At 40.2% G+C, this 16,503-nt stretch carries 15 protein-coding genes and 1 pseudogene; 15 read left to right on the plus strand and 1 reads right to left on the minus strand.

From position 1 onward, the window contains the following. Nucleotides 1-35 precede the first annotated feature (35 nt). The 13 genes and pseudogenes from LNM86_RS01460 to LNM86_RS01520 all read left to right on the plus strand — a co-directional run bounded on the left by LNM86_RS01460 (nt 36) and on the right by LNM86_RS01520 (nt 13,726). Nucleotides 36-1,430, plus strand: a complete 1,395-nt coding sequence (locus LNM86_RS01460) for a dipeptidase (protein ID WP_241438139.1) — start codon at nt 36-38, stop codon at nt 1,428-1,430. After that, entirely contained in the window at nt 1,423-2,049 is a 627-nt protein-coding gene (locus tag LNM86_RS01465; protein WP_241438140.1) for a ribonuclease D, read from the plus strand. The genes LNM86_RS01460 and LNM86_RS01465 overlap by 8 nt, the downstream gene beginning before the upstream one ends. Before the next feature lie 63 nt (nt 2,050-2,112). Then, nucleotides 2,113-2,286 carry a hypothetical protein gene (locus LNM86_RS01470; protein ID WP_241438141.1) on the plus strand — a complete coding sequence of 58 codons (174 nt, stop codon included), beginning with the start codon at nt 2,113-2,115 and terminating at the stop codon, nt 2,284-2,286. Nucleotides 2,287-2,625: 339 nt separating this feature from the next. Continuing rightward, nucleotides 2,626-2,928: a hypothetical protein gene (locus tag LNM86_RS01475; protein WP_241438142.1), complete on the plus strand. Its 303-nt coding sequence runs from the start codon at nt 2,626-2,628 to the stop codon at nt 2,926-2,928. A 651-nt stretch (nt 2,929-3,579) separates the two neighbouring features. After that, nucleotides 3,580-4,413, plus strand: coding sequence for an outer membrane protein (locus tag LNM86_RS01480; protein ID WP_241438143.1), 834 nt, complete (start codon nt 3,580-3,582; stop codon nt 4,411-4,413). Nucleotides 4,414-4,732: 319 nt separating this feature from the next. Further along, entirely contained in the window at nt 4,733-5,584 is an 852-nt protein-coding gene (locus LNM86_RS01485) for an outer membrane protein (RefSeq protein ID WP_241438144.1), read from the plus strand. 339 nt (nt 5,585-5,923) lie between these two features. Continuing rightward, complete coding sequence (locus LNM86_RS01490) at nt 5,924-6,859, plus strand: outer membrane protein (RefSeq protein ID WP_241438872.1); 936 nt, start codon at nt 5,924-5,926, stop codon at nt 6,857-6,859. Between the two features lie 279 nt (nt 6,860-7,138). Further along, nucleotides 7,139-7,336: a hypothetical protein gene (locus tag LNM86_RS01495; protein ID WP_241438145.1), complete on the plus strand. Its 198-nt coding sequence runs from the start codon at nt 7,139-7,141 to the stop codon at nt 7,334-7,336. A gap of 170 nt (nt 7,337-7,506) precedes the next feature. After that, the gene (locus LNM86_RS01500; protein WP_372712443.1) at nt 7,507-7,692 is read left to right on the plus strand and encodes a hypothetical protein; all 186 of its coding nucleotides are present in this window, start codon (nt 7,507-7,509) and stop codon (nt 7,690-7,692) included. A 29-nt stretch (nt 7,693-7,721) separates the two neighbouring features. Continuing rightward, nucleotides 7,722-8,091, plus strand: a pseudogene (locus LNM86_RS01505) (outer membrane protein); the annotation flags it as partial. Between the two features lie 155 nt (nt 8,092-8,246). Continuing rightward, complete coding sequence (locus LNM86_RS01510; protein WP_241438146.1) at nt 8,247-9,833, plus strand: outer membrane protein; 1,587 nt, start codon at nt 8,247-8,249, stop codon at nt 9,831-9,833. A gap of 246 nt (nt 9,834-10,079) precedes the next feature. Continuing rightward, nucleotides 10,080-12,995: an isoleucine--tRNA ligase gene (ileS, locus tag LNM86_RS01515; RefSeq protein ID WP_241438147.1), complete on the plus strand. Its 2,916-nt coding sequence runs from the start codon at nt 10,080-10,082 to the stop codon at nt 12,993-12,995. A 197-nt stretch (nt 12,996-13,192) separates the two neighbouring features. Next, nucleotides 13,193-13,726 carry a hypothetical protein gene (locus tag LNM86_RS01520; RefSeq protein WP_241438148.1) on the plus strand — a complete coding sequence of 178 codons (534 nt, stop codon included), beginning with the start codon at nt 13,193-13,195 and terminating at the stop codon, nt 13,724-13,726. 112 nt (nt 13,727-13,838) lie between these two features. On the opposite strand, the gene LNM86_RS01525 is transcribed toward LNM86_RS01520, so the two are convergent. Further along, nucleotides 13,839-14,285 carry a nucleoside deaminase gene (locus LNM86_RS01525; RefSeq protein ID WP_241438149.1) on the minus strand — a complete coding sequence of 149 codons (447 nt, stop codon included), beginning with the start codon at nt 14,283-14,285 and terminating at the stop codon, nt 13,839-13,841. 265 nt (nt 14,286-14,550) lie between these two features. Between LNM86_RS01525 and LNM86_RS01530 the strand changes: the two genes are divergently transcribed. Together LNM86_RS01530 and rsmD are read left to right on the plus strand one after the other, a co-directional pair. After that, on the plus strand, nt 14,551-15,951 hold the full coding sequence (locus LNM86_RS01530; RefSeq protein ID WP_241438150.1) for a pseudouridine synthase: 1,401 nt from the start codon (nt 14,551-14,553) through the stop codon (nt 15,949-15,951). Then, nucleotides 15,932-16,489: a 16S rRNA (guanine(966)-N(2))-methyltransferase RsmD gene (gene rsmD, locus LNM86_RS01535; protein ID WP_241438151.1), complete on the plus strand. Its 558-nt coding sequence runs from the start codon at nt 15,932-15,934 to the stop codon at nt 16,487-16,489. Before LNM86_RS01530 ends, rsmD begins: the two co-directional genes overlap by 20 nt. The last annotated feature ends 14 nt before the right edge of the window (nt 16,490-16,503 follow it).

Here is a 16,503-nt window from a genome sequence, read left to right on the forward strand (position 1 = left end):
GTACTGATAATTAATAAGGTTTGAGAGGTTTTTTTATGCTGAATAAAGTACTAACACATATTGATGATAATATAGAAAAGAGCCTTGAACGCCTTTTTTCTCTTTTACGTTTTCAATCGATTTCAACGGATTCGGCTTATAAGGATGAGTGTCGTAAAGCAGCTGACTGGCTGGTAGAAGATTTAAAAACGATAGGTTTTGAGGCTTCACGTCGAGATACACCGGGGCATCCCGTGGTTGTTGGGCATCATCCAGGGCCTTCAGATGATTGTTTACATGTTTTGTTTTACGGACATTATGATGTTCAACCTGTTGATCCGCTAAATTTATGGGAAGATGATCCATTTGCACCTTCTTTAAAAGAGCGGGATGGAAAGAAAGTTATTTGTGCTCGTGGAGCTTCAGATGACAAAGGTCAAGTTATGACATTTATTGAGGCATGTCGTGCTTATAAGAAAGAAACAGGACAGCTTCCTGTTAAAGTTACTATTTTATGTGAAGGTGAAGAAGAAAGTGCGTCTCCTTCTCTTGCACCTTTTTTAAGAGCAAATAAAGATGAACTTAAAGCTGATTGCGCATTGGTTTGTGATACGTCGATGTGGGATGCAAAGACACCCTCTATTGCTCTTTCTCTTCGGGGTATTATGGCAGAAGAGATCACCATTACAGCAGCTAATCGTGATTTGCATTCTGGTGCTTTTGGAGGTGTAGCCGCCAATCCCATTCGTATTTTAACGAAGATTTTAGCAGGGCTTCATGATGAAAATAATAGGGTCACAATTCCTGGTTTTTATGATGGCGTAGAAGAAACGCCTGCACATATTTTGCAATCTTGGAATGCGCTTGATTGTAGTGCTGACAGCTTTCTTGGTCCTATAGGACTTTCCATTCCTTTTGGGGAAAAAGGACGCGGTCTTTTGGAGCTTCTCTGGGCGCGTCCTACAGCAGAAATGAATGGGATTAGTGGAGGCTATGAAGGGGAAGGGATGAAAACGGTTATTGCGTCTCAGGCAAGTGCAAAAATATCATGTCGTTTAGTCCATAAACAAGATCCAGAGAAAATACGTCAAGCTTTTCGTGATTATGTCCGCAGCGCGATACCTGCTGACTGTACGGTGACATTTAAGAACCACGGTTCTTCTCCAGCAATGCAGCTTCCCAGTGATTCATCCTTTATCAAGGCAGCAAAGGATGCTTTATCGCAAGAGTGGGAAGTTTCCGCTGTATTAACAGGTATGGGTGGTTCGATTCCCGTTGTCGCGGATTTTCAGTCAATCCTTGGCATGGAAAGCCTTTTGGTTGGCTTTGCTCTGTCTGATGATCGTATTCATTCACCTAATGAAAAATATAATCTCACATCGTTTCATAAAGGGCAGCGGTCTTGGGCACGTATTCTTGCATCTTTAGCAAATAGGAGGGTAAATGACTGAGATCCGCGTCCATCAAGGTGATTTACCAAATTTAGAGAATTATCAAAGAGATTCTGTTGCGATTGATACTGAAACTCTGGGATTACAACCATACCGAGATCGTTTGTGTGTAGTTCAGCTTTCTTCTGGAGATGGTACTGCTGACATTATACAGATTGCGAAAGGGCAGAAGAGTGCTCCCAATTTGGTTAAATTACTTGAAGATAAGGCCATCACCAAGATATTTCATTTTGGGCGTTTTGATCTTGCTATTTTAGCACATACATTTGGCGTTATGCCTGAGGTGGTTTTTTGCACAAAAATTGCTTCGAAACTCACACGTACCTACACGGATCGTCATGGATTAAAGGAAATTTGTAGCGAATTACTCAATATAAATATTTCTAAACAGCAGCAATCTTCAGATTGGGCAGCAGAAACTTTATCACGTGCGCAAATTGAATATGCTGCATCGGATGTTTTATATTTGCATCGTTTAAGAGATATCTTTGAAGAACGTTTAAGACGTGAAGAGCGCGAACATGTTGCAAAGGCATGTTTTCAATTTTTGCCAGTGAGGGCAAAACTTGATCTTTTGGGATGGTCAGAGGTTGATATCTTCGCGCATGGTTCAGTTTAGAAATGCATTTTTAAACGGAATAATAAAAGTTATTGATGCTACAGAACAAAATGCCCATATACTATGGGCATTTTGTTTTCTCATATTTTTTATGATAAAATTTTATGGTATAATTTTAATAGAGAGACTGCTGTTGCTTTTGAAGATTATACAATAAAATATATTTATGAAGCCAATTTTTCTGCTTTTGTTTTTATTGTGCGGTTTACAAAAATTCATGGGAAGGGGCGAGAGTAGAAAATAGGGGTAATCAGTATTACGTAGACAGTTTTCTATACAAATGCTATCGGGTTTGTATTGTACATGCGAGATGAAACATCTTGATAGAGAAAGGCATTGATAAATGCCCATTTTTTTATGGTCTATTTGTGTGGGCAGATTATATTTTCATTTATTACAAAGCCAGCAATTTCTACATTACCATAGCTTAAAAAATTGCATTTTTTAATAAAACTGCTCTCAAACACCACTTTTAGATTTTTTTCTTCTCTCTGTTAAGCATATCGTTTTTTATGGAAATTTGAAATGATAACACTAAGTAAAATTCATTATGGATATTTATAAGGAGTTAGATTGATGAATCCGAAATATTTTATTACAACTTTTGCTACTTTTTTTTCAATTTCTGTAGCTCAGGGAGGTAGTCTTAAGGCTGTTCAAAAGCGAGTAGAGGGAATACCTTCTTCTGTTTTTCCAAATGAACAAGGGAGCTACAGTTTGTCTAAAGCTTTTCAAGCGAAGTTTTCTTGTCTTGATAATGATCAGCAACAACAGGCTGTTAAGTTGGTACCAGTATCCTCATCAGCGAAAAGAAAAGGTCCAAGATCTGGCAGAAAAGGAGGTCGGCCAAGTTTGTTTAGAGGTCCGATGAGTTTTTAATAAGCGAAGAATAACAGTTAAGAGGCATCATTTTGCTCTGGGTAAGCGGAGGGGATTAAGGGGGTATAGCTTAAAGGGAGGCAAGTATTTATTTGCGTTTTTAGGTGTGATGCCGGTTTTGTGGTTGGAGAATGTGTTATTTCAATGTGCGTATTTTGATTGAGATAACAGGAAAGAAAGGCATGAGAGCAATAGAGAGTTAGAGTGTTCGTGATTTTGCTTACTTTGAGATTTTTTTATTATAAAAGAAATGAGGGGACTTTCTTTTTAGTTGAAAGAAAAAGCTAAGAGGCCAACCTATTATAGACTATTACAGAGAGTATTTTGGTAGTTAAATTCGAAGATGTTGTTTGTATATTTTTTGAGAATATTTCATTATTACAATAACCATCAGCGTATCATTTTCATAGAGAATGTTGTTCAGACTTTGGAGAAAATACATAAAGAACGGCAGTGAGTTTGATTGAAAGGATTAGTTTCTACAGTGCTATAGTTTACAAGTTTTCATTCATGATAGATCAAATGGCTAAAGGAGGGAGGGGAGTTAAGTTCTTTGTTTTTTCTATGGGTGTATCATTTTTACTACAGATATCTATAAAGGGGGCTCTATATGGGATTGTGTGTTCAAATATTCAGCTATGGAGAGAAATTATGAATATGAAATGGTTAATAACAGCTTCTGCTTTCGCTTTTGTTTCAGCTTCAGCGGCGCAGGCAGCAGATGTTATTGTTCCCCCTAATCCTACACCTGTTGCACCGGTTATTGTTGCTCCTACATTTTCTTGGACGGGTTTTTATGTTGGTGGTCAGATTGGTGGTTTTTCAAGCAAAACAAAGATGGATATTTTCAGTAATGGAAAAACTATTCCTGTAGATAATGATTTTTTACCTAAATTATCAGGTTTTATGGGTGGTCTTTATGCGGGTTCCAATATTGATCTCGGCAACGGTCTTATTTTAGGTGTCGATACAGATATTATGTGGACTGACAAAAGTGATACGAAGACGGGAAAAGAGTTTGTGATTGGTCCAAATCAAGAAAAATATGTGACTAAGATCTTGAATGAGGCTGGCATTAAGATTGGTGATGACGATATCGAAGCAGGTGATAAACGCTCTAGCAGTTATACTTTTAAGGAAAAATGGGCTGGTGCTACACGGGTACGGATTGGTTTTGCTGCTGAACGCATTATGCCTTATATTGCTGGTGGTATCGCCTACACACAGCTTCAAGATATCACATCAATATCAATAATAGGAAAGGATACAGGTAAAGTAAAAGTTTCTGGTAACCTCTCTGATGAGAAAAAAACGTTTGTTGGCTATACTCTTGGTGCTGGTGTTGATTTAGCTGTGACCAATAATGTTATTGTTCGTGCAGAATATCGTTACTCAGATTTTGGTAAAAAGAAATACGCAAAAGATAAATATGAAGTTTCTTACAAAACCAATGATTTTCGCGTTGGTGTAGCTTATAAATTTTAATGTATTTGTAAGCCAAATTGTGCAGGGGTTCTGTCTTTGATGGAATCTCTGTTGTTTTCTGTAACTGTATGATTACATCCCTCATAGCGCATGCAAAATATCGTTACGCATTGTTTTGGAAAACTTTTCACAATGACAAAAGTGAAGCTTCTTACAACATCAATAAGGTCTGTATATATAATTGATAGAACAGAATGCACAGCAAATTTATGCAGTCGTTCTACCTTTGGAGAGAGCCTCTATTTTGTGTAACCGTATCATTTTATTATAGATTTTTTGCATGGCTGCGCAGCAATTGCATTATTTAGGAGAAAAATTTATGAATACAAAATGTTTAGTGATGACCTCTCTTATCGCTTTGATTTCAGCTTCTACGGCACAGGCTGCTGATATCGTTGTGTCCCATGAAGAACCATCTTATCGTGTTCCTTCCATTGTTCCTCCCTCTACATTTTCTTGGACGGGTTTTTATACTGGTGCTCAAGTTGGGAATTTTTCAAGTAAGGTCGAGATAACTGATACGGACACAAACAATAAATTTTTCAGTAAAGATAATGCTCCGAAACCTTCAGGTTTTATGGGGGGCATTTATGTTGGTTCCAATATGGATCTTGGGAATGGTTTTATTCTAGGGGTTGAAACAGATGCAGTTTGGGTTGATCGAGGAGATACAAAAACACTCTCTACAAAAGAGCTTGAGGATGATGATGTTGATGATTTTAATGCAGCCTTTACAGAGGCAGGTATTAAATTGAGTGATGCCGAAAAATTTGTAGCAGGCGATACCGGATCATATATTTTTACTTATAAAGAAAAGTGGACTGGTTCTACACGGGTTCGTGTTGGTTTTGCTGCTACCGAACGCATTATGCCTTATTTTGCTGGTGGTATTGCTTATGCACAGATGCAGGGTATCTCTATGGTTTCGGGAACAAAGAAACCAGCAGAAAATAAACCAAGTAAAACAGTTTCTGGAACGGTAGGTGATCAAACAAAAACAATGGTTGGTTTTACCCTTGGTGGTGGTATTGATTTTTCAGTGACAGACCATGTTTTATTGCGTGCGGAATATCGTTACTCAGATTTTGGTAAAAAGAAATTCAAAGATGATGACGCAGAATTTAACTATAAAACGAATGATTTCCGTGTTGGTATCGCTTACAAATTTTAACGTACTCTAAGATTAAGTGACGAAGAAATTCTGTATTTTCGCGGATTTTCGATTGTTTTTTGTGACTATATTGCTACATAACACATATTATTGCGTATGTTGAAAGTCGTTAAGTCTTTATTTTAGTAACAAGGAATGTAAAGACGACACATATTATTTCGTATTTAATTTCAATAAGTTACAAACTTTTTAGTATAAAATCTTTTCTATAAAAGAAATCTCTAAGGGGTCCCGTTTCTAAAAGGGGCCTTTATTTCTATGACAGTGATATTTTTGCTACAGATTTTCTTTATCTAGTCCTATATGATACGCTCCATAAATAAATTAGGAGCAAAATTTATGAATGTAAAATCTTTAATAACGACTTCCGTTATCGCTTTGGCATCAGCTTCTGCTGCACAGGCTGCTGATGTTGTCATCCCTCATGAAGCTGCACCAGTTGTTGTAGCCGCCCCCACATTTTCTTGGACAGGCTTTTATATTGGTGCTCAGATTGGTGGTTTTGCGAGTAAGGTCAACTTAATGGATCCGCAGGGCAAAGAGAAAATTTTCACTAAAGAAGAAACACCGAAGCCTTCTGGTTTCATGGGTGGTATTTATGCCGGTTCCAACTTTGATCTTGGAAACAATTTCATTTTAGGTGTTGAAACTGATGCAGTTTGGGCTGACCAAAAGGATACAAAATCAATTTCTTTTAGTCTTGGAGCTCCTGCGACCCCTAACACAGGCAATACTGAAACTGATAAACCTGGTACAGATGATAAGAAACCTGGTACAGATGATAAGAAACCTGGTACAGATGATAAGAAACCTGGTACAGATGATAAGAAACCTAGTGAAGATAAACCTGCGAGTTCGCAAACTGTAGGAATGAACAGGGCAGCAGTTGATGCAGCTGACAAGATCGAGCTCAAGGACAGTTTGACTTTAAAAGAAAAATGGTCTGGTGCTACGCGGGTACGTATTGGTTATGCAGCTGCTGATCGTATCATGCCTTATGTTGCTGGCGGTATTGCTTATGCACAGGTTCAAGGTATTAATACGTTTTCAATAGCAGATGCATCTGGTAAAAAGATATCTAAAAAAGCTGATAGAACGATGACAATGGTTGGTTATACCATTGGCGGGGGTGTTGATTTCGCTATGACAGATAATGTTTTGTTACGTGCGGAATACCGTTTTTCAGATTTCGGTAAAAAAGCTTTCGTGAAAGATGCTAACAAAATTAGTTATAAAACCAATGATTTCCGTGTTGGTGTCGCTTACAAGTTCTAATTGAGCACAAAGCTAAACTACTCGTACAAAACGAGATTACTAAGAGGCTCCGTCTTTGACGGGGCTTTTATTTCTATGACAGTAATATTTTTTCTATAGATTTTTTACGTAGTCCTGTGGGATATGTTTCATAAAAATAAATTAGAAGCAAAATTTATGCATGTAAAATCTTTAATGATGACTTCCATTATCGCTTTGGTTTCAACTTCTGCCGCCATAGGCTACGGATGTCGTCATTTCTCATGAAGCCACACCAGTTGTTGCAGCCCCTACATTCTCTTGGGAAGGATTTTTTTTGGTGCCCAGCTTGGTGGGTTTTCGAGTAAGGTTGAAATAACGGATCCGAAGAAAAATAAGAAACTTTACACTAAAGAAGGTACACCGAAGCCTTCTGGTTTCATAGGTGGTCTTTATGCGGGTTTCAACTTTGATCTTGGAAATAACATCATTTTAGGTGTTGAAACCGATGCAGTTTAGACTGACCAAGGAGACACAAAATCAATTCCTTTTAGTGATAATGCTCCTACGACTCCTAGCACGGACCTAATAAAAAAACTGATGCAGGTGTTACAAACCCTAACGCGAAGCCTGAAACATATGGGATGGACACTAACACTGACAATGTTGTCGTTGAGAGATCTCTGAGAATGAACAGAGTAGTAGCTAATGCAGCCAAGGGCAGTTATACTTTTAAAGAAAAATGGTCTGGTGCTACGTGGGTACGTATTGGTTTTGCAGCTGCTGATCGCTTTATGCCTTATGTTGCTAGTGGTATTGCTTATGCGCAGGTGCAAGGTATTGCTACGTCTTCAATGAGAGGTCTCTCAGAATGAACAGAGTAGCAGCTAATACAGCCAAGGGCAGTTATACTTATAAAGAAAAATGGTCTTGTGCTACGCGGATGCGTCTTGGTTTTGCAGCCTACTGATCGTATTATGCCTTATGTTGCTGGTAGTATTGCTTATGCACAGTTGGAGACTATCGATTCGGTTAAATCAACAGAAGCGGATGGTGGTGCAGAGATTGCTACTGCTAAAGTGGCTAGTAAAACAAAAACATTTGTTGGTTATACCATTTTAGTGGAGGTGTTGATTTTGCTATGACAGATAATGTTTTATTACGTGCAGAATACCGTTATTCAGATTTTGGTAAAAATGCCTTCGAGAAGGATACTGACAAAATTTAGCTATAAAACCAATGATTTCCGTCTTGGTATCGCTTACAAGTTTTAATTAAGCACAAAGCTCAACTATTAATACAAAATTAATTGCCTAAAGATCCTGTCAAAGATGGGCTTTTATTTTTTTGTGAATGTGACATTTTTGCTACAGATATTTCAAAACAGATACACTATATACAATCCGTTTTGGATATTTGGAGATATTTTATGAATACGAAACGTTTAATAACGGCATCTGTTTTTGCTTTAATTTCAGCTTCTACAACGCAGGCAGCTGATGTGATGATTCCTCATCAGTCAACGCCAGTTTCTTCGCCAGCTTTAGTTGTTCCTACTTTTACATGGTCGGGTTTTTACTTGGGTGGACAAGTTGGTGGTTTTTCCAGTAAAACGGATATGAGTATTGATATGAGTATTATTGGCGAGCACAAAACCACACCGCTAAGTAAAGATTTATCCCCTAAGCTTTCAGGTTTTGAAGGGGGGATTTATGCAGGTTCTAATATTGATCTTGGTGATAACTTCGTTTTTGGTATCGATACGGATTTCATATGGTCTGGTCAAAAGCACACAAAGTCTATCACTCTAGGCGCATCTAATAATGATGGGGTAGACGATATAGTATCAAGGTCTCGCAGATCATCAGAATTACGGTCAGAATCAGCACAACCGGCAGCCGCGCCCGCAAAACCGGCACCAGCACAACCGGCAGCCGCGCCCGCAAAACCAGCACCAGCACAACCGGCAGCAGCGCCCGCAAAACCGGCACCAGCACAACCGGCAGCCGCGCCCGCAAAACCAGCACCAGCACAACCGGCAGCCGCGCCCGCAAAACCAGCACCAGCACAACCGGCAGCCGCGCCCGCAAAACCAGCACCAGCACAACCGGCAGCAGCGCCCGCAAAACCGGCACCAGCACAACCGGCAGCCGCGCCCGCAAAACCGGCACCAGCACAACCGGCAGCCACGCCCGCAAAACCGGCACCAGCACAACCGGCAGCCGCGCCTGCAAAACCGGTAGTATCGTCTACACAAGGACAAAATACTCAACATACTCAACAGGAAGTAAATTCTCTAAGTAAGCAACTACAAGAGCTGGGAAGGAGTTCAGAATCTTCTGTAAATAAAGCTTCAAGAGCATCTAACGGTGTGTCAGCCAAGAGTGGTTCTAATTCTCATGGTGCGCAGAATAGTGGTGGACATGGTTCTCATGGTGTGAGTAGCGGTTCACATGCGCACGGTGGTGCACATCACGGCGTTTCTGCTAATCCACATAGTTCTGCCAATCCTCATGCTTCTAATCCCCATGGTGGAAAGAGGGGGAGTGGCCACAGTGCACAAGCTACGCAAGCTGTGAATGAAAACAGTAGCAGTGTGTATGGTATAGAGCAAATTAAGAAAAGAGTTTCAGCACTTGGTTGGGGGCGAAACGGTGAAGAGCTGACTATAAGTCATACTTTAAAACAGAATTGGGCTGGTGCGACACGGGTACGTATCGGTTTTGCTGCTGATCGCTTTATGCCTTATGTTGCAGGTGGTATTGCTTATACACAGCTTCAAGACACTACATCAATATTAGAGTATGGAAGCGGCATTTCTTCTAAGACCGATGAAAAAAAGACGATGATTGGTTATACTCTTGCTGGTGGAGTTGATTTTGCAATTCTGGACAATGTTATTGTGCGGGCAGAATATCGTTACTCAGATTTTGGTAAAAAGAAATTTGCGAATGAAGCACTCGAAATAAGTTACAAAACCAATGATTTCAGGGTTGGTGTCGCTTATAAATTCTAATTTTTTATAAGAGTGAATTTTCAAGAGGCTCCACTGATAGTGGGGCCTTTGTCTTTTTAAGAAGAGTATTTTTGGGTTTTCTTTCTTGATCGTTTCATGATAAAGCCTGAGAGCGTAATGATATATCTTCTTGATCACTGCTTCATACGAAAGATTAGCTCGGCTTTCCCTATAAAAACCAGAGTTGCAGGGTTCAGGGAAGTTATGCAAAAATGAATTCGTAAAAGTGGACAGGGATATTTCACAATGACTGTGAAAAATGAAACAATAGATTATTCGAAAACTCTTTATTTACCGCAAACAAACTTTCCTATGCGTGCAGGGTTGCCGCAAAAAGAGCTTGAATTGATAGAGCGGTGGGAAAATATGGGACTTTATACGCAATTGCGTCAACAAGCAAAAGACCGCCCACTTTACATTCTTCATGATGGTCCGCCTTATGCAAATGGGCATATTCATATTGGTCATGCTTTGAATAAAGTTTTAAAGGATGTGATTGTTCGTTCATTTCAAATGCGCGGTTTTAATGCAAATTATGTTCCTGGTTGGGATTGCCATGGACTTCCCATAGAATGGAAGATTGAAGAGAAATATCGTGCACAAGGGAAAAATAAAGATGAGGTACCTCTGAATGAGTTTCGTCAAGAGTGCCGTGAATTTGCACAACATTGGATAACTGTTCAAAGTGAAGAATTTAAACGCCTTGGCGTTATTGGAGATTTTAAGACGCCCTATACCACAATGGCTTTTCATGCAGAAGCACGTATTGCTAGCGAGTTGATGAAATTTGCTCTGTCAGATCAGATTTATCGTGGCTCAAAGCCTGTGATGTGGTCTGTTGTAGAGCGTACAGCTTTGGCAGAGGCAGAGATTGAATATCACGATCATGAGTCAGAGGTTATTTGGGTTAAGTTTCCTGTTCTTAAAACAGATTCTCGTGATTTATATGGGGCTTATGTCGTGATTTGGACGACAACTCCGTGGACCATTCCTGGTAACCGTGCGGTGAGTTATTCGTCGCAAATTTCTTATGGTGTTTATGAAGTTGAAAGTGCAGAAAATGATTTTGGTCCTCAGTCTGGAGAAAAACTTCTTTTTGCCGATGCGTTGGCACTGAGCTGTGCAGAAAAAGCAAAACTTGTTTTGAAGCGTTTACGCAGTGTTTGTGCGGATGAACTTAAAACGCTTGTTCTTTCTCATCCACTCAAAGGTTTGGCTGGAGGATATCATTATCAGATTCCACTGCTTGATGGTTCGCACGTAACAGAGAGCGCTGGTACAGGTTTTGTTCATACAGCGCCAAGCCATGGGCGTGAAGATTTTGAAATTTGGAATGCTTATAAGCCTTTATTGGAGCAGGTGGGGATTGATTCGTCTATCCCCTTTCCTGTTGATGATGCTGGTTTTTATACGAAGGATGTTCCTGGTTTGGGCCCGGATCGTGAAGGGGGGGCTGCACGCGTTATTGATGATAATGGAAAAATGGGTGATGCCAATAGAGAGGTTATTGATGCGTTAATTAAAGCGGATCGGTTGTTTGCACGTGGTCGTTTAAAACATTCTTACCCTCATAGTTGGCGTTCAAAAAAGCCTGTTATTTTTCGTAATACGCCACAATGGTTTATTTCAATGGATAAAGATCTTGGAGATGGATCAACGTTACGTAGCCGTGCTTTAGAAGCTGTTTCGATGACGCGTTTTGTTCCTTCTTCTGGTCAAAACCGTTTAGCTTCTATGATAGCAGATCGTCCGGATTGGGTTCTTTCGCGCCAGCGCTCTTGGGGTGTTCCTATTTGTATTTTTGCCAATGAAGAGGGTGTCGTTCTGAAAGATGAGTGCGTCAATGAACGTATTTTACAGGCTTTTGAAGCGGAAGGGGCAGATGCATGGTTTTCTGAGGGAGCGCGTGAGCGTTTTTTAGGGGATCGTGCCCATGAGCCTTGGGTTCAGGTTTATGATATTCTTGATGTTTGGTTTGATTCTGGAGCAAGTCATAGTTTTGTGTTAGAAGATCGGGATGATTTGAAATGGCCTGCTGATGTTTATTTTGAAGGGTCTGATCAACATCGAGGATGGTTTCAATCTTCTCTTTTGGAAAGCTGTGGTACGCGCACCTGTTCTCCTTATAAGACGGTGGTCACACACGGTTTTACTTTGGATGAGAATGGCAAGAAAATGTCTAAATCCTTAGGCAATACAGTTGTTCCACAAGAGATCATTAAAACATCTGGTGCGGATATTTTTCGTCTTTGGGTCATGACGACGGATTATTGGGAAGATCAACGTTTAGGCAAAAAAATTCTGCAAACGAATGTGGATTCCTATCGTAAATTACGCAATGCAATTCGTTGGATGCTTGGGACATTGGCGCATGATGGAGGAGAAGAAATACCTCATTGTGCATTGCCGGATCTTGAAAAACTTATATTGCATCGGCTTTTTGAACTCGATCAATTGATTAATCGCGCTTATGATGAATTTGATTTCAAAAAGATTATGCGTGCATTATTAGATTTTTCAATTACTGAATTATCAGCATTTTATTTTGATATCCGTAAAGATTCTCTTTATTGCGATGCTCCTTCATCACCAAAACGTAAAGCTTCTTTGCAGGTTGTTCGTGAAGTTTTTAAGCGCATGGTAACATGGCTTGCTCCTATGTTGCCTTTTACCATGGAAGAAGCTTGGCTGGAGTATTATCCAGAAAGCCAATCAGTGCATTTAGAACAGTTTTATTCTGTACAAGAGGAATGGCAGAACGAATCTTTGGCTGAACGTTGGAAAAAAATTCGACAGGTTCGTAAAGTTGTAACGGGTGCTTTAGAGCTTGAACGCGCCAACAAACACATAGGCTCATCCTTAGAAGCGGCGCCTGTTGTTTTTATTTCTAATCCAGCTTTACTAGAGGCGTTAGAGAATTTAGATATGGCAGAAATTTGTATCACAAGTGCTTTAACAATGAGACAGGATGTACCACCTGTGGATGCTTTTACTCTAAGTGATGTTGAAGGTGTTGGTGTGTATCCAGAAAAGGCACAGGGGAGAAAATGTGCTAGATCTTGGCGTTATACACAAGATGTTGGAAGTGATCCAGCTTATCCTGATGTATCTGCTCGCGATGCGGCAGCGTTGCGGGAATTACAAGTGCTTGGCAAGGTTTAAGATTTCAAGACCAAGAAATAGAAATGCGAGGTTATAAAGAGCACTATTACGGTTTAAATTCTGTCATTGATGCATAGAGTCTTTTATGATAAAAGTGAAATCCGTCATTTTTCGTGAGGGGGGGTATGTGTAGATCAGATCTCCAGTAAATCACGGGAAGACCAGTGTATCATATACTTAGGAAAATGAGATAAGCAGTGAAAAAACGTGAAATAAGAATATTGCCAATAAGTATTTTGAGCATGTGCTTTATTTTAACAGGGTGCGGTCTATCCGCTCCTACCTATGGTACAGATAAGCCGGTTTCAGTACAGTTTTTTGAAGATGTTGCTAATCTTGCTTCGTTAACACCGAAAAATGATAATAGCCAGCTTGTTATGAAGCCTCATCCAAAACTTGTAATTCCTGAACTCGGTTCGCGCAGATTTCTACCATTGCCACAGCAGGATAGTTCTTCTGAGAGAGCAGCAACATCGAAGCAATCCCGTGGTGAAAGTCGAGGTGGTGTTTTCTCCAAAAAAGCTTCATCAGTTGATGAACAGGCTGGTAGTGTTGGTTCAGAAAGTATTTCACGGGTAAATGCTAAACAACGGCAGGAATATTTACGCCGTCAAAGAGCACAAGTTGGAAGCCCGAAATATCGTCGTTATCTCACTGAGCCACCTTTAAGTTATCGTCAGCCGGCAAAGATCGCACCTGCTGGTCGATCAGAGGGAAAGACGAAGCGTTAAAAAAGTAAGATAAAGAGCTGCTCAAAAGACAGGTTTTGATGAAAATAACAGCTATGACCAGAGAGTTTTAGCATTTTTAGAGATAACTTGGTGTTAAGATGATGGGTTATTTTTAACACCGCTTTTGTGCGAAGAAGTCTTTAAGGAGTTGGGCAGCTTCTTTTTCTTTGAAACCAGAATAGATTTCAGGTTTATGGTGACAGGTTGGTTGCTGATAAAAGCGTGGACCGTGTTCAATCGCGCCTCCTTTTGGATCGTTTGTTGCGTAATAGAGACGCCGTATCCGTGCAAATGAAATGGCTGCGGCACACATAGCACAAGGTTCGAGTGTTACATATAAGTCGCAATCAGGAAGTCTTTCGCTTTGGAGTCTTTCACAAGCCATACGGATTACGCGCATTTCTGCGTGTCCTGTAGGGTCATAGGGAGCTTTTATGGAGTTACCAGCGCGTGCAATGATTGTTTTTCCGCGTGTGATAATGGCGCCTACAGGGACTTCGCCTTTTTTTTTCGCCTCTTGCGCTTCTAAGAGAGCTATTTCCATCGGTGTTAAGGTCATCGTATTCTTTCTGCTGTAATATAGGGAATCAAGAAGATTTTTCCATAAAGAAGAGTCCTGTAAAATAAATGCGTTCTGACCCTTTGTAACGAAGGGATTTTGATTTTTAATATTTAAAAGCAACTTGAAAGTAAACAGGTGCATTATTGCTGCTAAAGGATAGAAAATGACAAATGATTGTGTTACTTCCCCTTTTCAGAATAAGCGGTATAGTCTAGGAAGATGATTTGCTAAACGGACGAAAAGAGATTGGTATGCAGAGCAAATGAATGAAAATGAAAGTGAACGGATTGCCAAAAGGTTAGCGCGTGCAGGGGTTGCTTCACGTCGTGACGCAGAAATGATGATTTCTGCGGGCCGTATTGTTGTTAATGGTAAAGTTGTGACAACACCTGCTTTTAATGTTACGCGCTCTGATATTATTAAAGTTGATGGCAAACCTTTGTCTCCTATAGAAAGAACGCGATTATGGCTTTACCATAAGCCAGCGGGTCTTGTTACCACGCACCGTGATCCTGAAGGGAGACCAACAGTTTTTAGTCATTTGCCGAAAGGAATGCCTCGTGTTCTTTCTGTAGGGAGGCTTGATATTAATACGGAAGGGCTTTTGTTGTTAACCAATGATGGTGGTTTAGCACGTATATTAGAGCTTCCTGTAACGGGGTGGGTGCGTAAATATCGGGTTCGTGCGCATGGAAGAGTAAAACAGAGTGCACTTGATAATCTTAAAAATGGCATCGCGATTGATGGTATTTTCTATGGTTCGATTGAGGCATCGATTGAACGTGAACAAGGGACAAATCTATGGATTTCTGTAGCTTTGCGTGAAGGAAAAAATCGTGAAATAAAAAATGTTCTTGGTGCATTAGGATTATCGGTTAATCGTTTAATTCGTATCTCTTATGGTCCATTTCAGCTTTCTGATTTGGAAGAGGGAGCCGTTCGTGAAATAAAAGGGCGGATGTTGCGTGATCAATTGGGTGAGCGTTTAATTATGCAAGCCAATGCAGATTTTGACTCTCCTATTCTTAAGCCATTTTCAAATTCTGCGGTTGTTGCAGAAAAACAAAGTGATAAAAATTTTGCTCTCACCAATGATAACTGGATTTTTTCGAGTGGAAGAGATGTGCAACACAGACAGCGAGGTGGTTCTGCTAAGCATAGTCAATCTCGATTGAGTAAAAAAACGGATGAGAAATTGATCCGTAAGGATAAGAGTGAAGAAGGGAAAGCAGAGCGTATTTACCCTCGTTTGCGCCGTTCTAATGTTTGGATGGCGCCTGGTGCACGTCCACACAGTGCGCGTAAGAGAGCTTCCTATAGTGAGGATAGCTCTCATGATTATAAAAGTAATTTGGTTGGCAAAAAATCTTTTCATAGGGGTAAGGAAAAGCCATCAGAAGTTCAGTTGTGGGATGAACGAGACAATCGGTTTGAGCAAAGACAGAGTAAAAAATCTTTTGGTAAAACGCGTTTTAGTGACAAGAAGGAGCGTTTTTTAAAGAAAAAAGAAAAGGGTATGAAGGGTAATAATGATGAGCTTTCTTTTGAGAGCAAACGAAGGGCGAAATCATTTGAGAGTGCCATGAAAAAATCTAAGGCATATAGCAGTGATGCAAAGACAGCAAAAAAATTTGGAGGACCACGTGCGGGTCGTCGGCGGTAGATTTGCTGGGCGTGTTTTATTTGCTCCTGTAGGACAGTCGATTCGTCCAACCAGTGATCGTACGCGCGAAAGCCTTTTCAATATTCTTGCTAACCGAGAAGAACAATTTTGGACCAATAAACGCATTCTTGACCTTTTTGCAGGAACTGGTGCTTTAGGCATAGAGGCTCTATCGCGTGGTGCAAAAGCCGCAGTTTTTGTTGAAAATTCAGTTGAAGGGCGTGGGCTGCTTCAAAAGAATATTGAAGCTTTTGACTTACAGTCTATAGGGCGTATTTTGCGTCGTGATGCAACAAAATTAGGTAATATTGGGACAATGCTTCCATTTGATGTTATTTGTGCAGATCCTCCCTATGGTCATAGTTTAGGTGAGCGTGCTTTTGTGGAAGCTTTAAGGGGAGGGTGGGCAAAAGCTGATACGCTCTTTGTGCTTGAAGAAAAGAAAGATGCAATTATTCATTTACCTGATAGATTTTATCTCGATGATGAGCGTTTTTATGGAGAAACAGCAATACGGTTTTATAAACTATACCCATAACTTTAGATTTGAGA

Source organism: Bartonella machadoae (genome assembly GCF_022559585.1).
Lineage (GTDB): Bacteria > Pseudomonadota > Alphaproteobacteria > Rhizobiales > Rhizobiaceae > Bartonella > Bartonella machadoae.